This is a genomic window from Octadecabacter sp. B2R22 (assembly GCF_018861045.1).
In the GTDB taxonomy this organism is placed as follows: Bacteria; Pseudomonadota; Alphaproteobacteria; order Rhodobacterales; family Rhodobacteraceae; genus Octadecabacter.
The window spans coordinates 428,827-445,782 of record NZ_JAHKQJ010000007.1; the positions used below are offsets into that span (position 1 = coordinate 428,827).

Genomic DNA, 16,956 nt, shown 5'->3' on the forward strand with positions numbered 1-16,956 from the left:
AGGCTTTCCTTGCTTGCCTGTCTGCCAGCACAACCATAGTTTGATGTGAACAACATCAGGCGCAAATATGCTCGGACCGATCCTAAAATCACTTCGCCACGCCTATATGGACGTGACGATGCGCAATGGGCGGGATCGTGTGGTGCGTATTTTGGAACGCCCCGGTCGCTGGATGTCGCAACAAGACCTGCAAACCCTGACATCTGACTTGCGCCAAATCGCCAGTAAAACACTGGACGAGGGCGATTTGACCTATGGCGTGTTTTCGGGGGATCGCGACAGGCTGCGCGACACCATCGTCACCCTCGTTACCCTCAAGGACGGCACGCCCATTGCCTTTAATGCGCTTGCGATCATGACCGTTGACGTCCAGCCTGAACCTGTCGATGTGTTGCATCTTGGCCTCGTGATGGTGGATCCAGATCAACGTTCGGGTGGCTTGTCTTGGGTTCTGTATGGACTGACATGTTTCTTGCTGTTCACCCGCAACCAATTCCGCCCGCTTTGGATTTCAAACGTAACCCAAGTGCCCGCCGTGGTTGGCATGGTCTCTGAGATGTTTTCCGATATCTGGCCGAAACCCGAAGCTGACAGGCGCACGCTGAACCACGTGCTAATGGCGCGCCGGATCATGGCGAACCACCGCCATGTGTTTGGTGTGGGCGCTGATGCCAAATTTGACGAAGACCGTTTTGTCATCACCAACGCCTATACGGGCGGGTCTGACGATCTGAAAAAGACATGGGAAGACGCCCCGAAACATCGTGATGCCCAGTTCAACGAGTTTTGTGAGGTCGAGCTGGATTACGCACGTGGCGATGATGTGCTGCAGCTTGGCAAGATGGATTTGCCAGCGATCCGGCGCTATTTAACCCGCGAAGTGCCACGCACAGCGGTGTTGAGCGTTATCGGGGCGGGCCTTTATGTGGCGCTGCGTCGATTGATCCTTCCAGTATTGTATTGGTCCGACAGCACCCGCCCGTTTTCTATCCTGCGCCCCGCAAAAGGGGACAAGTGATGTTCGACTATGAAGAATTCACCACCCGCAACATTGGCTTTGTCACGCGGGCCGAGCAGGACAAACTGCGCGGCGCGACGGTTTTCGTGTGCGGCACGGGCGGAATGGGCGGGGCCTGCATCCTAGGCCTTGTGCGCGCTGGGGTAGGTAAACTTATCATCGCGGATCTGGATGAGTTTGAGGTTAGTAACCTTAACCGTCAGGTGTTCGCGTTCACCCACACGATTGACCGCCACAAAGCCGACGCCACCGCCGAGATCGCGCGCCAGATCAATCCAGAGATTGAGGTTGAAGTCCATCATGCTGATTGGACCAAACATGTAGACGACCTGATCACCCGCTCGGCAATTGTTGTGAACGGGACTGATGATCTTGGCGCATCTCTGCTGCTTTATCGTCGTGCTCGCGTGCTTGGAAAAACTGTGATTGACGCTTACGCGTCGCCGCTACCATCGATTTATGTCACTTTGGCCAGTGACACCCCCCATGAAGAACGACTTGGTTATCCGACGACTGAAACTTCTTGGGATGCTGTGTCCGATGATCAAAGATCTCAGGCTTTTATCAAGGAATCAGAATGGGTTGTAATTCATTCTTCATCTCGAAATTACATTGATCTGGATATCGTTGGTGATGTTGTGGCAGGCAAACGGTCCCGCATGTCGTTTGGACCAATGGTCATAACGACGGGCCAGTTGATGTGCTATGAGGCAGTGAATGCAATTCTTGGCAGATCGCATGGCACTGACAACCGTGGATATTTTTTCAACCCCTACAAGGCGCGTGTTGAACGGCCCAAGCCAGCCTTTGTTGCGGCCTTGATGCGTCCAATCGTGCGGCGCTTTCTGAATGGGTTGATGTCGTGACGCTTGTGGCCGCTGATACAGTCAATCTGTTCCTGTCTCTCGCCGCATTGGCGGGGGTGTTTATCTTGCAACGTGTCATTTGCGCGCGTGATCCATGGGCGCCTTTGAACCGTCGGTTCCTGACGGGGCTGCGTGTTATGATCATGTTGTTTGCAGGGCGTGCGTTGCTGGTCCTGACGGGGTGGGAGTTCTTTCGATTTTTCATCCTGCTCGGCGCCAGCCTTATTCCACTTTCGGTATTGCTATTGTCCGAAGGGCTATTGCGACGCCATGCGCCGAGATGGGCCAAAATCTGGGTCGGCGGTGGCACCGCGATTTTCGCCATCCTGTCTTTGTGGTGGTCGGACAGCATCGACCCTGCGCGTCTTGTGGGGCTGTTGGTCTTTCAGCTCAGCGGGTTCGGGATTGGCGCGTGGTTGGTCCTGACACGAGACAAAGACAGCCTTTCGGTCGCCGAAAACCAGACCGTTGAACGTCTAGCATTGTCGTTGCTGTTGCTGATCCCCTTGGCCGCAGCTGATTTTCTTTTCCTATATCTGAATCTGCCCGCACAAATATCCGCCCTTGGGGTGCTATTCTTGTGTTGGTTGGCGGTCTCCTTGGGGCGGGCACAGGCGCAGCACCGTGCTCCGCTGGTGTCGTTTCTGGCGATCGTTATTGGCGCAGGGCTGTCGGGTGGCGTCGTTGCTTATTTTGCCGCTATGGATCGTGACACGACGATCCTGACGTTCGTGGTGATCTTGGCAGCGGTTCTGGTCGCGGTCCTATTCATCGAAGCCCAGACATTGCGCGCCGAAGAGCAATCCCAGACCTTGCTGCGCCACATCGCAGATGATCGATCCGGTGATGCGTTGGTCTTTCTTCGTGGACTTCAGGCGCATCCCTTGGTTGAGGGTGCGGCGCTCATCTCGGACCCACAGCTCAAGGACTTCGATAGGGCCGTTCTGACCCACATCTTTCGCCGCGCTCCAGTTTTGCGCCGCTCTGATCCGCCGTTTCAGGACGGGGCCGAAGGCGATCACATCACCCATCTATTCCACTTGTTTGATGCCAGCCACATTCTGATTGCCGATGACGCGCCGCTTAAGCTTGTGGCGCTGTCTATGCCGTCGCTTGCGACCTCGCCGCGGGCGGAATTGGAACTGGCAGCTGTACAGCGCATGGCACGGTTGATGTCACAACGGCAGGTTGGGTAGTATGTTGATATCTCAATATATATTTGAACAATGTGTGATGCGGGCAGGGCTTGCACCAACCGTTCACAACACCCAGCCAGCCCGTTGGGTTCGCGACGGTGATGCGCTTTCGTTGTTCTGTGACACCAACGTTGGCCTGACGGTCGGGGACCCGACGGGGCGCGATGCGGCGCTGTCATGCGGTGCTGTGCTTGAGGCGATGGTCTTGGCACTGTCGGCGCATCACATCGCGGCGCAGGTTACCCTGACGGACACTGACACAGCACCGGGCCAAGGGCTTGTAGCGGTGGCGCATCTGACGTTGTCGCAGGGCGATACTGACGGCTTGCACAGACAGCTCGAGACCCGGTTTACATGGCGGGCAGGGTTTGCAGATCAACCGGTTCAATTGTTTGGCTGGACCCGTGATGACACGCGTTTGGTCTTTGACCAGCCTGCGCGCGCTTGGCTGGCGGAGCGAAACGATTTTGCCAGCCATGAAATCATGCAAGAGGCGGCGTTTCGCCGTGAGCTGGTTGATTGGATGCGCCTTGATCCGCAACACCCGCGGGCCGGGCTGGACGGCATGGATCGCGCATCGATGCACATGACCAATTCCGAGGCCTTTGCTGCGCCATATGTTTTGACCAATTTTTGGCCGATACTATCGCTTTTTCGACAAACCAGAAAGCTGGCGTCAGAGGCTGAGGCGACATTAACATCGCCCGTTATCGCACTGTTTTATCGCGATGAATTTGAAAATTCGGCCATATCTGGCCGTGCATACATGCGCTTGTGCCTTGAGGCCGCGTCGCTTGGTTTGGCGGGGTGGCCTATGGCTGCGTTGTCCGATTGCGCGCAGACCCATCAAGAAACCTGTGAGCGTTTTGGCATCCCAGCAGGCCAGCGGCTTGTCCAGGCTATTCGGTTTGGGGTTCCGACAGGACAGGCCCCAATCCGTGCCAGACGCCCGCTTCACGAGACGCTACGATAGCGATCGAAGCCTCCCTTTCGGGCATTGGCTGCTGAGACGCGTTGCCCTTTATGTCCCTAGAATAAGGCCCAACCTTCAAATTATCACCATTATAGCGTCAACTTCGGGTTGTAAAAGCGGCCGCATACCGAGCCGATGTTCTGGCTTTTGTGAATAGGATCGTGACCCATGGCCGATACGTTATTAAGTGGAATTGTCATCAGCGAGATCTTCGTTGACCCGAATGGTGCGCAGAACTTTGACACCGATGGCAATGGCACAGCGGCGGCCACGGATGAGTATATTGAGATTTACAACGCGTCTGGCAGCGCGATTGATATCTCCGGGCTTGAGCTGTGGGACGCGGGCGCCGGGAATTGGTTTACGTTTCCTGACGGAACGATTTTAACCGCTGGAGGGCACGCGATGGTCCTCACTGGGGTCCAGTCAGGAGGCAGCTTGCCGACCGGTGGCGCGGATGATTTGTTCTTTGATGCAGGTCGTGGGACCGCACTCATCAACAATGGGGGCGACAACGTCACCCTTTTTGATCCGAGCAGTGATGAATTCGTTCAAGCGACCTTCAATGGCGATACCTTGGATGATCCGACCAGCTATTCAGGGTTTTCGGCGACGGCCACACAGGTGGGCAGTGGCGAGGATTTCGGCAATGACACCGACGGTGAATCCCTGCAGCGCGCAAGTGACGGCACGGATACCTTTACGAGCGACACCCCCACACCCGGCACAACCAATGTGTGCTTTGCGGATGGGTCTCGGATTGAGACCCCGACAGGCGATATCGCCATTGAAGATCTGAAAGTCGGCGATCCTGTTATGACCTTGGACAACGGGGCGCAGCCAGTGCGCTGGCTCTACAGTTGCACGTGGCGCGCAGATCAGGTTGCGCAATGCCCCAGCCTTGCTGCTGTCCTTATTCAGGCGGGCGCGCTGGGTGTTGGATACCCGACGCGCGATTTGCGTCTGTCACAGCAACACCGCGTATTGGTGCGTGGCGCAATTGCCCAGCGGATGTTCGGGACGTCCGAGGTTCTGATCCCCGCAAAGGCGTTTTTGGCCATTAAGGGCGTATCGCTAGATAAATCGGCACCGTCGGTGACGTATTACCATGTGATGTTAGGCGATCATGAGGTGATTTTTGCCAACGGCATCGCCGCTGAAAGCCTTTATTTGGGCCGTCAGGCGATTGAGACGATCCCATGCGCGGCCTTGGCCGAGATCGGTTTGATCCTTGATCTGCCTGTCGACGACCTTGGGGATGCAACGAAGATGTCGCGTCCGGCACGCGGGTTTGTTCGGGGCAGACGGGCGGCAAAACTGATCGAACGTCATGCAAAGAACAGCCGCCCGATAATCTAGCCTGCCTAAGCAACCTCGCGGCGTTCGACCTCTGCCAAAATCGGCAGGTGGTCTGACGCGTGTCTGCCCTTTGCCTTTTGCGGAATATCAAGCATCCGGACTGACAGGCGGTGGCAATGGGCAACGCGGTCCAATGCGCCAAGCGGCAAGCTGGCAGGAAACGTGCGCCCCGGTGTCAGGATGGTATAGCGCCGTGCAAGTCGTCCCAGCCCGACTTTGCGGGACCATTCGTTAAAGTCACCCAAGATCACGGTGGGCCGTTCTGGTAGGGCGTCCAGCTCTTCGCGGATGTGATCCAGTTGTGCACGGCGTGAATGGCGCAGCAACCCAAGGTGAACCCCAACGATGCGCAGATCGGGCAGGTCAACGGCGACAGCGCCGCGGGGTTCTAACCCCGGCAACGGGTATCGGTGCACCTGCTGTGCAACCAGATCAGGCCGCGCAAGCAGGGCAATTCCATGCCAGCCCAAGCTTACACCATTTTCAGCAACGGGGAGCGGCACAAGTGACGTGCGCTGCGCGATTGCATCACGCGGTAGGGCGGTTGGGCGTTTGCCTGTGCGAAAATCGGCCTCTTGCAGAGCGACGATATCAGCATCAAACGACGCAATCGCATCCAGGACCCTCATTGGATCGCGGCGCAGGTCCATGCCGAGCCCTGCACGGATGTTATAGCTTGCCAATCTAAGGGGTGCGTCTGGTCTCATAACGTTTATATTGGGGTTAAGCTGGCAGAAAAGTAGGGCCATGGCCAAATCAACTCCGAATTTTGTCGTATTAGCCATTCAAGCGGTGCTGGGCATGGAAGTCGTGACCGGTGTCATGACACAAAACTTTCCTGCAATCTTTGTGGCCTCTGTCACCTTAGGTCTGACGTTCCTGCCAAGCAGGTTCGCGCGTTTCTTCGGGGTTTCCTTGCCGCGCACTGTGTTGGCCTCAATCGTCGTTTTCATCTTTGCAACGCTGTTCTTGGGCGAGGTCGGGGACTTTTACGAAAAGTTCTGGTGGTGGGATGTTGCGCTGCACTTCATGTCCGCCCTGAGCTTTGGGGCGATGGGGTTCTTGTTGATTTTTATGCTGTTTGAGGGCGACCGTTACGCGGCCCCTGCATGGGCGCTTGCGACGCTGGCGTTTTGCGTCGGTATGTCCCTTGGTGGCCTTTGGGAAGTGTTTGAATATTCGATGGACTCACTCTTTGGTATGAACATGCAAAAATCCGGTCTCGACGACACAATGCAGGACCTGATTGTGGACGCCATTGGGGCCGCAATCGGTGCGTTTTCGGGGTATCTATATCTGAAGGGCCGCCAGTTAGGGGGGCTTGGTAAAATGCTGGAAGACTTCGTGCAGGCAAACGCGCGGTTTTACCGCAAGACGCCTAGAAAATAGATGTATCAACCGTTTCGCTTCGTCCGAGACCATTCTATTTGCAGCTAATTTTATCGCTTAAGGCCTTGCTAAGCAGTGGTCGTTAATCGGGGTTTGCTTAGTAAGGAGTAAGCCTATGATGAACAGTATCTCAACCCAGACCACCAGCATGATGCAACAGATGGGTGTCGGGCAGGCGCCCCCGCCGCCGCCACCGCCGCCCGAGGAGGGGACCTCCACCGGTAGCGCATCCGGCATGACGGACGTCCAAGAAAGCGGGCAGGGTGATCGCCCGCCGCCACCACCCCCGCCGTCCGATGGCGGCGGTCAAATGGGCGCGGAAACAAGCGGCATGGATGCGCAATCCATGTTGGAAGGCTTGTTTGAAGCCCTTGAGGACAGCGATGATGACGCGGCTGAAAGCTTGCTTGCTACTTTGACGGCAGCAACTGGTTACGCCGACGCGCAATCCGTGTTTGCTTAAGTGATCTTGTAAGGGCGGGCACCCCCAAAGGGTGCCCGTTTTACTACCCCTTTAGGGACACGAACCGCCCGGCCTGAAACAGCAGCGGCAACCCGTCACGAGATTGCGCCCGCGTCACGCGACCAATCAGGATCACATGATCTCCGGCGTCATGCTCTGCTTCTAGCGTGCATTCGAACCGCGCCAGACATCCGTTGATCAAGGGCACATCGTGGTCACCGGTTTCCCAGTCCAGTGTTGAGAACGCAGACCGGTCCTTGGTGAAATCGTTGCAACATTCCTGTTGATGGCTGTCCAACACATGGATCGCAAAATGCGGCGCGCCCGAGAAATAGTCGAACCGTTTGGACCCCTTGGCAGGGGACCACAGCACCAAAGGCGGATCGAGCGAGACCGAAGCAAAGCTATTGGCTGTGATGCCGATCGGGCCGTCCGCAGACGGCACCGTCACGACAGTCACACCCGTGGCATAGGCGCCAAGGGCCGTGCGAAACGCACGTTGATCCTGAACAGGGTCGAACGGGGTCACTTAAGCAACCTCATGACCGAGTGCTGCTTCGTAGAGTTTGAACCAAGTTGTGCGGCTCATGTCTACTTTAAAAGCATCAGAGAAGCCTCTGATACGGCTCAAGTTATTGGTTCCCATTACGGGCATGATTTTGGACGGGTGCGCAAGCAACCATGCAACGGCAACGGCCGCGCGATCCACGCCATTTTCGCCGGCGACGTCATCCATCACACGGCCAAGGGCATTGTTCTCAGTCATCAACGCTCCGCCGCCCAGCGGAGACCACGCCATCGGCGCGATGCTGCGTTCTTGCAGAAACGCGAGGTCACCATTGGTCAGGGCGTCATGGGCCGAGAGGGACACTTCGATCTGGTTGGTGACCAGCTGTGTTTTCATCGCCGATTGCAAAAGCGTCCAGTCATGCAGTTTGAAGTTGGACACACCCACGGCGCGCACTTTGCCCGATGCAACAACCTCATCCAGTGCTGCACCCGTTTCATGGTGATCCATCAGCGGATCGGGGCGGTGGATCAACAAAACATCGATCTTATCGAGCCCCATCAGCCGCAAAGAATGGTCAACAGACGCGAGGATATGTTCGCGGCTGGTGTCATAGTATTTGCCAGGTGCGTTTTCATAACGACCCGCTGGGATCAGGATATCGCATTTGGTGACAACTTCGATCTGGTCCTTAATGGACTGGGTCAGGCCCGCGCCCATGATTTCCTCGGCCATGTAACCGCCGTAGATGTCGGCTTGGTCCATCGTCGTGATGCCTTGCTGAAGGCAGGCCTCGATCTTGGCTTGAACGGTTTTGGGGGATGTGTCGTCCACATCGCCAAGCCGCCACATGCCGTAAACCATACGAGAAAGTGAGAGGTCTTTTGTTAGGTTAACACGTTCCATTAGATGCGAGGTCCATTTCCGAGAGGGGTTGCAGGGGTGTCACTTGGCACGCGGCCATATGCATGGGGAAGAGAGCAGGTTTCAAGCTCTGGCATGACCAATTTACCGAAGTATTTGGCTTCGTCGATGTGCGGGTAGCCCGAGAAGATGAACGAACGGATGCCCATCTTGCGGTAGTTTTCGATTTTGGACAGCACTTGGTCGGCGGACCCAACCAGCGCCGCACCACAGCCAGAACGCGCGCGACCAACACCGGTCCAAAGGTTTGGTTCAACGTAGCCGAATTTATCGGCCAGTTCCCGTGCCTTAGCTTGGTGCGAGACACCAAGCGATATGCTGTCATGTGCGCGATCGCGGATCAGCTTACCGTATTCATCATCCAGCTTGCTGACCAGATGGTCGGCGTATTCGCGGGCCTCTGCCTCTGTGTCGCGCACGATCATATGGACGCGCAGCCCGTAATCCAGCGTGCGGTTGTAGCGTTCGGCGACTGCATTGACGTCTTTCATTCGCTGGGCAAGGTTTTCTTCCGGTTCTGGCCACATCAGGTAGACGTCGCAGTGTTCACCACACAGCTCAAGCGCGGCGGGGGAGTAGCCGCCAAAATACAACAATGGACCGCCTGTTTGATACGGCGTCGCTGGGGCGGTTGGCACGCCTTTGAATTGGTAGACTTCGCCGTCGTGGTTGATTTCGTCCTGCGTCCACGCCTGTTTGAGGATTTGCACGACCTCGCGAGAGCGCTGATACCGAAATCCGCTTTCGGCCACTTCGCCGGGGAAATCCGATGAGATGACGTTGAGCGTCAGGCGACCCTTCATCATGTGATCAAGGGTGGCGACAGTGCGGGCCAGCATGATCGGCTGCATTTCACCGCAGCGGATCGCTGCGAGCATGTTGATTTTCTCGGTGAGGGGCGCCATGCCCGCGACGAAACTTAGCGTGTCCTGACCAACTTGGTAGCTGGACGGCGCCAACACATTGCGAAAGCCTTGCTTTTCGGCCTCAAGCACGATGTCGCGGCAGTGTTCCCATGACGAACGCAACGCGCCATCTGGTACACCGAGGTAGGCGTAATCATCTGAACACAAAGCGGAAAACCAGCTAACTTCGGATGCTGTTAGGTCGGCGGATGTTACAGGTACGACTGTCATGATTCCCTCCTCGTGAGATAAGTTCTGGGGCCTTGCGTAGCACTCTACTTGCTGTGTATCAATCCTGTATCAATTTTGGATCGCTGTAATAGGGAGGCGAACATGACAGACCGTGAACGTCCCACAGCGCTGCCAAAATACGTGCAAATTTCCGAAATGCTTGTGCGGGATATCGCGGCCGGTCGTTTGGCCGATGGCGCACGTTTGCCGCCAGAACGAGAGATGGCCGACAGCTTGGGCATCGCAGTGGGAACCCTGCGCCACGCCTTGGAGGTTTTGGAGGAGAAGAAGCTTCTGGAACGGGTGCAGGGGTCTGGCAATTATGTGCGCGCACGTGGCGATGTGCCTGCGATCTATCGCTTCTTGCGGATCGAACGAAAGCAGGGCGGCGGTTTGCCAACGGCTGAGGTGCTGTCGATTGATCATATGGCAGCGCCAAGTGAGGCATCGTTCCAAGACCCCAACGGGTTCAGGTTTCGCCGCTTGCGGTTTATGGACGCCGTACCCGCCGCGATGGAAGAAATCTGGCTGGATGGTGCGGTGACGGATCATGTTGATGAAAGTGCAGTTTCAGAAAGCCTGTATCATTATTATTCAAGCGTTCTGGGCGTCGTCATCACCAGCGCGCAAGATCATATCAACGTCGATGCGACACCGGATTGGGTTGACCCACGGTTCGGGCTGTCCGCCGGAGAGATGGCCGGATATATCGAACGAATTGGCCGAAATCACGCCGGACGGATCGTAGAATTTTCTCGAACTTGGTTTGATCCAAGCGAAATCAATTACGTCTCAAGACTAGGAAAGAACTGACCTCGATGGACATGGTGAACTACGGAATTATTGGCTGCGGTATGATGGCCCACGAGCACATCCAAAATATCGCATTGCTGCCCCACGGCCGTGTGTCGGTTGTTTTTGATCCTGTGCGCGAACTGGCCGAAGCCGCCGCCGAACTGGCAGGTCATTGCGGGGCCGCACCAGCCCATATTGCAGATACGCTTGAGGACCTGCTGGCACATGCGGATTTGGATGCTGTTGTGATCGTTAGCCCGAACCACATTCACGCCGAACAGTTGCGCCAAATCGTTGCGACGCGCCCATTGCCCATCCTGTGTGAAAAACCCCTCTATACCGATCCGTCAGACAAAGCAGAGCTCATTTCTCTTTTTGAGGAGTATCCCCATCCCGTTTGGATCGCGATGGAATACCGCTACATGCCACCCGTTGCGGCGCTGATTGAACAAGCCGAATCTGCGACAGGCGGGATCGCGATGCTCACGATCCGCGAACACCGCTTTCCGTTCTTGCCCAAGATCGGCGACTGGAACCGGTTCAACGAAAACACAGGCGGCACTTTGGTTGAAAAATGTTGCCACTTCTTTGACCTTATGCGTTTGATCTTGAAGGCAGAACCTGTGCGGGTCATGGCCAGTGCGGGGCAGACACTGAACCACAAAGACGAGACTTATGATGGACGTGTCCCTGACATTTGGGACAACGGCTATGTGATTGTTGATTTCGACAATGGCAGCCGCGCGATGCTTGAGCTTTGCATGTTCGCCGAGGGCGCGCAGTACCAAGAAGAAATCAGCGCCGTTGGGCCAAAGGGTAAGATCGAATGCCGCGTTCCGGGACCAGGGCGGTTCTGGCCTACCGATCTTGGCCCTGCGCCGATACCGCAATTGATTGTCAGCCCGCGCGCGCCCAAAGGGCCGACTTTGGTCGAAATTCCCGTTGATCCGACGCTTCTGGAAGCAGGCGATCACAACGGATCGACGTTCTACCAACACCAGCGGTTCAACGCCGTTGTGCGCGGGCAGGGTGCAGTCGAGGTGACAGTCAGCGATGGCGCCAAAGCCGTGGCCATGGGGATCGCGGCACAAGAAAGCGCGAAAACGGGGCAGGCCGTGGACCTTTAGGGATCAGCGGCTAACGTCCGCAATGCGGACTTTTAAGACATTCGCTGCTTTGCAGCCAATGGCCGGTTTTGGTGCATCGCGACGCAGCTTAACATGCGCAGTTCGTTCTCAATACAAGCTTCCGGCAAGGAGCGATATTGTTGGTGACAAACGTTTCAGACGGTCTGCGCACCGACAATCGACCTTTCATGCGCTGCATTCATCACATTGATTTAGCCCTGTCATAGAAGCTCTTGCAAATGCCATGCGAGAACTTGGTTGCTAGACATCACCGGCTTGCCAACTTTATCCTGAATCTTGTCGAGGACATCAAGCGTACGCAAGTTTGTGCATGACAGGAATATAGCGTCAAAATTTCCCTTAAGATTTGCGGCAGCATCATGCACGCTAGATGGGTCGATCCGAACGACATTATACTCTAGGGGTTCATCAAAACTCGCGAAGGCTGTGACATTGATTCCATTTGCAGCCAGTACATCGCGCAGCTTTTGTGAGACTTCACGGATATAAGGACTGATCATGCCAAGCCGTGTGATGTTCTGCGCCCGGCATGTGGCGATCAGGGCGGAGACCGGCTCTGTCACGGCTGCCGTTGTGGCACCTTTCCGGATCAGTTCGGCGATTTTGGGACGTCCAATTTCGGCAGACCCCGACGTGCACCCATAGGCCACAGCATCAAATTTAATGCCCGCAGGAAATAGCTGCGCTGCACCCGTCAACGACTGTGTCATCGCTGCCAACGTCTTGGTCGAGACTGAGGTGCCTGACGGCACCCGAGACACCAGAACGTTGACATTGTCTGGCAAGATCCTGCGCATGTCTGCCTCTATTGTCTCATCCGCTTGTAAGACGATCAATCCAATTGTCTTCCATGTCGTTGGGATGATTTTGTAGGGCAATGCCATTAAATAACTCGCATTTTTTCAGGTTGGAAACGCGATAGGAATTGTGGGGTGTTAACAGTGATCACAATATTTTCCTCGTGAACCATCATTTTGTCGCCAAAGACTACGACGCCGGGTTCCAAGGTCAGGACCATCCCCGCAGCCAAAGGCGTATGATCATCTGGAATAATTGATGGCCATTCCGTCAGTTGCATCCCCACACCATGCCCCAGACGCCCAGCATCAGAGCCGGATGCATCCGGATTCACCACATCATTCATCGCATAAAATAGGTCCGCCATCGTCGCGCCAGGGCGCGCAATATCAAAGGCTGCTTGGGTGGCCCGCATAAGCGTGTCATGCGCCGACTGCACCTGTTGCGACGGAGGTCCAACCGAGAAGTTACGGTCAAAATCACAAAAGTATCCGTCTGTGACCAAACCCGTATCCAGCATGAGAACATCCCCGTTTTCTAAAGGATCATCTGCTGCTGGTGAAATGACATCAGCGTATCCACCCTGTCCGGCTGCACCTGCAAGATAGGCGACCCAGTCAGCCCCTTCATCAAGACACAGCGCCTGAAACTTTCGAAAGATCTGCGATAGCGGGACGCCAGCCTGCGCGATCTCCGCCACGCGATCAAACGCGCGTTCGGCAATGTCGCATGACGTTTGGATCTTTAGAACTTCCGCGTCAGACTTGATCATGCGGATATTACGCACGATGGCCGCATCACTCGCAAACATACGCGACTTAAGCCTCTGCTGTAAACGGTTGAGGTCCGAAAATGGCATCCGCACATGAGTTTCCATCTGGTCTGGAATGCCAATGCGCTCTCCAGCAGACGTTACCTCTGTCAATGTGTCTGCCAGCAAGCCAATGCCATCGTCATCGTAGTTAGGCGCGCGCCAGGTCCGGACGTCCGTTATCCACGTCTGCCCCATCAAATGCGCACCGATCGCCGGTATAACGGCGATTGGCTGGCCTTGCGCTGGGATCACAACAAACCAAGGCCGTGTCGGGCTTTCCCAAAAACGTGTCAAAAAACCGGTGAAGTAGCGCACATCTGGCTCTGTCGTGAGCAATAGCGCGGAAAGGTCTGCCTTTTTCATCAAGGCCTGTGCTTTCGCAAGTCGATGTGCAAACTCTGGCATCGCAAATCCCCGCGTTTGGATCATGTGGCGGCTTCGCTCAATATGCACAACACATGGGATGTCTCATCCAGTCCCAAGGCATCGCCCGCCACAAGTAATCCCGCGATACCCGCCGCACCCGATGCGGTTGAGGTGAACCCGGCCTGTGTAGCAGCCACATGCCCCGCTTGTCCTTCGTCTTCCGTGATCAGCATGAAGGCATCCGCATCACGGGCAAGTCCTTTGAGTGCGATTAAGGATGGTGTCTTGCAATCTAAGCGACCCATCTCAGATACAGGGCCGTTGGTAACTTGCGGTCGCCCTGCTTTTATCGATGCGTGAATTGCTGGTGCTGCGTCTGGTTCGACAACGATGATCTTTGGTTCAGCACCCCAAACCTTTCGCGCATAAACCGCACATGCCGCAGCAAGGCCGCCAACACCCGCTTGCAGAAAAATATGAGTGGGCGGCGTACCAATCTGCTCTGCCGCCTCGGCCATCAACACCAAGTACCCTTCCATCAAGGTATGTGGGCGATCCATATAGCCAGCCCAAGAACTGTCCGAGAGCAAAACCCACCCATGGGTTGATGCCGCATCCTGTGCGCCTGCCATGGCGTCTTCATATGTGGTGCCATGCCAGACGACTTTCGCACCGATTGCGGTCAAGCGATCCGCGAACGCCTTCGGCACAGTTTCGGCTAGATAAATCACAGCACTCGCGCCAAACGCAGTAGCACCAGCAGCAACCGACAAGCCGTGGTTGCCGGCACTTGCAGTGACATAGGTTTGCCCTTTTGCCGATCCTGTTTCCGCATCCCGCGCAATCACATACGCCGCCCCCAATGCCTTAAAGCTTCCCAGCCCCATACGTCCGCGCTCGTCCTTCAGCATCACACGCGCCACACCAGCTTTTTCGGCAAGTGCAGGTGCGCTTGTCAGGAGCGTTCGTGCGGCCGACGGGCACCTGTTTAGCAAGGCTTGGGGCCGCTCGACGGCGTCACTTGGCCAAGGTACATTAATTAAATCATTCAAGGGTAAGCGGGGGTTTAGCAAAGTTCTCATAGAGTAAAGCGTAGCAGAGTTCTGAAAATAAGCATGCCCAATTCCGACATACTCTTTGACATTGTGCGACTCCACATCGGACCATACCGAGTGACGATTTTGCGCAATTGTGGTCATTCATGCACTGCGCAGCATCGGTCAAGGAGGGCTCAAAGCCGCCATTCGCCGCATGTGCATCTACTTGAGCGCGTCTTGAAGCGTTACAGATGACCGCTCTGCGGCCTTTACTGTCGTTGCAGTCCACAGCTTGAAGGTCGACTTTCGGTGAAAGTTCCAGTTATGCCGCCTCTGCCTCTACGCGGGCGTCGTCACCCTGTCCGATGATCCGCAAACGCCAATCTCGTAAGTGTTCAGGCTTGGAAAACAATGCTGAGACTTGAGCCGCAAGATCATCTCGTCTGGCACCCGTACAAGGATAAAACCCACATCGCCCCAAAGTGACGGCACAGAAACCTTCGTCAGATTGTTCTGCCAAAATCATCGCACCCCACCAATCTTCCCCGGTGAGCGGCAGCAGCAGGCGCGCGTTGGGCGCAAGCCGTGCGGTCCATATGGACGGAACGTGAGTGACCCCGGCAAATGACACAACAAGGTCAAATGTGTCAGTGCCTGTCAGATCAGTCGCGGCGTTGCCATAACGTACTTCCACGTTGTCATAGGGCGACAGGTTTGCTGCCGCACGATCTGCAAGCTCTTTCTCAACTTCATAAGCAATGACTTGGCCATTTGGCCCCACAAGTTCACTCAATATGGCGGTGTAATATCCGACGCCAGCGCCGACTTGTAGGATGCGTGCTCCGGGTTGAACATCAGCACGGGCCAAAAGACCGACCCAAAGGCTTGGGTCGCCGATGTTGATGCCTTTGTTTTCATCCAGAACAACAAGGACGCTATGGTAGAGCCACTTCGGATCAGCGTCCGGCGTTGGTCTCGGCGGCAATGTGACATCGGCAAGCGCCGAGCGCACTTTCCACGGTCCTTTGCCCGCAAAGTCTTCACGTGCAACTGACTTGAATGCGGCCAAAGTTCGTTCAGTTGGCGGATTGCTTTCCAGAGCGGCGAGGACGCGCAATTGGTCGATGAAATAGTCGGCGTGCATTAGCATTCTCCACCCGATTGACGATGAGAGCGTCGGCGACAACTCAGTTCCGGCAGTAACATTCTAGCAAGAGCTGACATTCAGACAAGGCGCAGCATCGGTCAAGAAGGGCTCCAAGCAGACATTCGCTGCGGCAGCAACGTAGAAAGTAATTAACGGTTGTAGATTACCGGAAACCAATCGTCCCTTAGTCGCTGTCCCTGAACCATGTCATGCCCCGGAAAGGGTGGTGACGATGGGCCGGGGCGTTCGGTGTAACGGGCGTCATCGCCCAGCAAACGCAGAGAGAACGCGCGGCGGCGGCTGGTGGTTTCATTGCCGCGTGCGCCGTGCAGGATGTTGTAGTTGAACGCCACTGCATCGCCGGGCTCCATGCTCCATTCCCGAATATCCATACTTTCGGCGTCAGGGTCCGGCACGGGCATATAGTCGTCCTCGTTCGGAAAAAACGCGGTTTCGGCGAGCCAGCGTGTCGGCAACACGGGCTTAGGCCAAAGGTGCGATCCCGCAACACAACGTAGCGATGCATCGGTCACCGGATCAAGGGGGGACCAGAAGCTGACAGTCTGCTGACCTTCGACAAAATAGTAGGGACCATCCGTGTGCCAAGGGGTCGGTTTGCTCGTTCCCGGTTCCTTCACCAGCACATGGTCATGAAACAGTTGAACGGTCTGGCTTTGCATAAGATCAGCCGCGACCTGAGCAGCGGGGCTGTTGCGAATGACGGCTTCAAATTCGGGGATACGCTGCCAATTGCAGTAATCATCGAAAAAGCGACCCTTTTCGTGGTCATGCAGGTTTTCGGCGGCGTAGGGGCCGGGCTCTGCCATGTTGCGATCAACGCCTGCGCGCAATGTATCTACGTGATCGGCAAACAAGCCTTTGATCAGGACAACGCCGTCCCGTTGGTAAGCGTCGATCTGGGTTTGGGTCAGCAATGAATGTGTCATTCGTCTTTGGTGGCCTCGCGCGTAAGGCGCGTCAAGGGATGACAGCAGGCGCGTCACGCCCTATATGCCCGC

At 55.9% G+C, this 16,956-nt stretch carries 18 protein-coding genes; 9 read left to right on the forward strand and 9 right to left on the reverse strand.

Annotated features, from left to right (window positions below; all coding sequences use genetic code 11):
* Window positions 1-67 precede the first annotated feature (67 nt).
* The 5 genes from KO486_RS07550 to KO486_RS07570 all read left to right on the forward strand — a co-directional run bounded on the left by KO486_RS07550 (window position 68) and on the right by KO486_RS07570 (window position 5,412).
* The gene (locus KO486_RS07550) at window positions 68-1,018 is read left to right on the forward strand and encodes a hypothetical protein (RefSeq protein WP_216036637.1); all 951 of its coding nucleotides are present in this window, start codon (window positions 68-70) and stop codon (window positions 1,016-1,018) included.
* Window positions 1,018-1,884, forward strand: a complete 867-nt coding sequence (locus KO486_RS07555; protein ID WP_216036638.1) for a ThiF family adenylyltransferase — start codon at window positions 1,018-1,020, stop codon at window positions 1,882-1,884. Before KO486_RS07550 ends, KO486_RS07555 begins: the two co-directional genes overlap by 1 nt.
* Window positions 1,885-1,889: 5 nt before the next feature.
* Window positions 1,890-3,080 carry a hypothetical protein gene (locus tag KO486_RS07560; protein WP_303435079.1) on the forward strand — a complete coding sequence of 397 codons (1,191 nt, stop codon included), beginning with the start codon at window positions 1,890-1,892 and terminating at the stop codon, window positions 3,078-3,080.
* Between the two features lies 1 nt (window position 3,081).
* Window positions 3,082-4,053, forward strand: a complete 972-nt coding sequence (locus KO486_RS07565; RefSeq protein WP_252734615.1) for a hypothetical protein — start codon at window positions 3,082-3,084, stop codon at window positions 4,051-4,053.
* A 168-nt stretch (window positions 4,054-4,221) separates the two neighbouring features.
* Window positions 4,222-5,412, forward strand: coding sequence for a Hint domain-containing protein (locus KO486_RS07570; RefSeq protein ID WP_216036640.1), 1,191 nt, complete (start codon window positions 4,222-4,224; stop codon window positions 5,410-5,412).
* A gap of 5 nt (window positions 5,413-5,417) precedes the next feature.
* On the opposite strand, the gene KO486_RS07575 is transcribed toward KO486_RS07570, so the two are convergent.
* Window positions 5,418-6,119: an endonuclease/exonuclease/phosphatase family protein gene (locus KO486_RS07575; RefSeq protein ID WP_216036641.1), complete on the reverse strand. Its 702-nt coding sequence runs from the start codon at window positions 6,117-6,119 to the stop codon at window positions 5,418-5,420.
* Window positions 6,120-6,159: 40 nt separating this feature from the next.
* Here KO486_RS07575 and KO486_RS07580 point away from each other — a divergent pair, with 40 nt between their 5' ends.
* Together KO486_RS07580 and KO486_RS07585 are read left to right on the forward strand one after the other, a co-directional pair.
* The gene (locus KO486_RS07580; RefSeq protein ID WP_216036642.1) at window positions 6,160-6,801 is read left to right on the forward strand and encodes a hypothetical protein; all 642 of its coding nucleotides are present in this window, start codon (window positions 6,160-6,162) and stop codon (window positions 6,799-6,801) included.
* Window positions 6,802-6,916: 115 nt separating this feature from the next.
* On the forward strand, window positions 6,917-7,264 hold the full coding sequence (locus KO486_RS07585) for a hypothetical protein (protein WP_216036643.1): 348 nt from the start codon (window positions 6,917-6,919) through the stop codon (window positions 7,262-7,264).
* A gap of 43 nt (window positions 7,265-7,307) precedes the next feature.
* On the opposite strand, the gene KO486_RS07590 is transcribed toward KO486_RS07585, so the two are convergent.
* The 3 genes from KO486_RS07590 to KO486_RS07600 are packed head-to-tail and all read right to left on the reverse strand — an operon-like array spanning window position 7,308 to window position 9,832.
* Entirely contained in the window at window positions 7,308-7,793 is a 486-nt protein-coding gene (locus tag KO486_RS07590; RefSeq protein ID WP_216036644.1) for a flavin reductase family protein, read from the reverse strand.
* The gene (locus tag KO486_RS07595; RefSeq protein ID WP_216036645.1) at window positions 7,794-8,678 is read right to left on the reverse strand and encodes an aldo/keto reductase; all 885 of its coding nucleotides are present in this window, start codon (window positions 8,676-8,678) and stop codon (window positions 7,794-7,796) included.
* Window positions 8,678-9,832 (reverse strand): LLM class flavin-dependent oxidoreductase, encoded by a 1,155-nt coding sequence (locus KO486_RS07600; RefSeq protein WP_216036646.1) that lies wholly within the window; start codon window positions 9,830-9,832, stop codon window positions 8,678-8,680. Before KO486_RS07600 ends, KO486_RS07595 begins: the two co-directional genes overlap by 1 nt.
* A gap of 102 nt (window positions 9,833-9,934) precedes the next feature.
* On the opposite strand from KO486_RS07600, the gene KO486_RS07605 reads away from it, so the two are divergent.
* Complete coding sequence (locus KO486_RS07605) at window positions 9,935-10,645, forward strand: GntR family transcriptional regulator (RefSeq protein WP_216036647.1); 711 nt, start codon at window positions 9,935-9,937, stop codon at window positions 10,643-10,645.
* Window positions 10,646-10,650: 5 nt separating this feature from the next.
* Entirely contained in the window at window positions 10,651-11,754 is a 1,104-nt protein-coding gene (locus KO486_RS07610) for a Gfo/Idh/MocA family oxidoreductase (protein ID WP_216036648.1), read from the forward strand.
* A gap of 221 nt (window positions 11,755-11,975) precedes the next feature.
* Here the strand turns inward: KO486_RS07610 and KO486_RS07615 are convergent, their stop codons facing one another.
* From KO486_RS07615 to KO486_RS07635, 5 genes are all read right to left on the reverse strand, one after another.
* Entirely contained in the window at window positions 11,976-12,659 is a 684-nt protein-coding gene (locus KO486_RS07615; protein ID WP_216036649.1) for an aspartate/glutamate racemase family protein, read from the reverse strand.
* Entirely contained in the window at window positions 12,659-13,816 is a 1,158-nt protein-coding gene (locus tag KO486_RS07620; RefSeq protein ID WP_216036650.1) for a Xaa-Pro peptidase family protein, read from the reverse strand. Before KO486_RS07620 ends, KO486_RS07615 begins: the two co-directional genes overlap by 1 nt.
* Window positions 13,813-14,835, reverse strand: a complete 1,023-nt coding sequence (locus KO486_RS07625) for a pyridoxal-phosphate dependent enzyme (RefSeq protein ID WP_216036651.1) — start codon at window positions 14,833-14,835, stop codon at window positions 13,813-13,815. Before KO486_RS07625 ends, KO486_RS07620 begins: the two co-directional genes overlap by 4 nt.
* A 277-nt stretch (window positions 14,836-15,112) precedes the next feature.
* A complete protein-coding gene (locus tag KO486_RS07630; protein ID WP_216036652.1) occupies window positions 15,113-15,934 on the reverse strand; it encodes a methyltransferase domain-containing protein in 822 nt (273 codons plus the stop codon).
* Between the two features lie 152 nt (window positions 15,935-16,086).
* Entirely contained in the window at window positions 16,087-16,884 is a 798-nt protein-coding gene (locus KO486_RS07635; RefSeq protein ID WP_216036653.1) for a phytanoyl-CoA dioxygenase family protein, read from the reverse strand.
* Window positions 16,885-16,956: the final 72 nt, after the last annotated feature.

Bases quoted from the DNA above. Each gene is read 5' to 3' on its own strand.
- KO486_RS07605 (WP_216036647.1), top strand. From the start codon at position 9,935: ATGACAGACCGTGAACGTCCCACAGCGCTGCCAAAATACGTGCAAATT.
- KO486_RS07620 (WP_216036650.1), bottom strand. From the start codon at position 13,816: ATGATCCAAACGCGGGGATTTGCGATGCCAGAGTTTGCACATCGACTT.
- KO486_RS07565 (WP_252734615.1), top strand. From the start codon at position 3,082: ATGTTGATATCTCAATATATATTTGAACAATGTGTGATGCGGGCAGGG.
- KO486_RS07630 (WP_216036652.1), bottom strand. From the start codon at position 15,934: ATGCACGCCGACTATTTCATCGACCAATTGCGCGTCCTCGCCGCTCTG.
- KO486_RS07600 (WP_216036646.1), bottom strand. From the start codon at position 9,832: ATGACAGTCGTACCTGTAACATCCGCCGACCTAACAGCATCCGAAGTT.
- KO486_RS07555 (WP_216036638.1), top strand. From the start codon at position 1,018: ATGTTCGACTATGAAGAATTCACCACCCGCAACATTGGCTTTGTCACG.
- KO486_RS07580 (WP_216036642.1), top strand. From the start codon at position 6,160: ATGGCCAAATCAACTCCGAATTTTGTCGTATTAGCCATTCAAGCGGTG.
- KO486_RS07575 (WP_216036641.1), bottom strand. From the start codon at position 6,119: ATGAGACCAGACGCACCCCTTAGATTGGCAAGCTATAACATCCGTGCA.
- KO486_RS07625 (WP_216036651.1), bottom strand. From the start codon at position 14,835: ATGAGAACTTTGCTAAACCCCCGCTTACCCTTGAATGATTTAATTAAT.
- KO486_RS07615 (WP_216036649.1), bottom strand. From the start codon at position 12,659: ATGGCATTGCCCTACAAAATCATCCCAACGACATGGAAGACAATTGGA.
- KO486_RS07570 (WP_216036640.1), top strand. From the start codon at position 4,222: ATGGCCGATACGTTATTAAGTGGAATTGTCATCAGCGAGATCTTCGTT.
- KO486_RS07550 (WP_216036637.1), top strand. From the start codon at position 68: ATGCTCGGACCGATCCTAAAATCACTTCGCCACGCCTATATGGACGTG.
- KO486_RS07610 (WP_216036648.1), top strand. From the start codon at position 10,651: ATGGACATGGTGAACTACGGAATTATTGGCTGCGGTATGATGGCCCAC.
- KO486_RS07635 (WP_216036653.1), bottom strand. From the start codon at position 16,884: ATGACACATTCATTGCTGACCCAAACCCAGATCGACGCTTACCAACGG.
- KO486_RS07585 (WP_216036643.1), top strand. From the start codon at position 6,917: ATGATGAACAGTATCTCAACCCAGACCACCAGCATGATGCAACAGATG.
- KO486_RS07595 (WP_216036645.1), bottom strand. From the start codon at position 8,678: ATGGAACGTGTTAACCTAACAAAAGACCTCTCACTTTCTCGTATGGTT.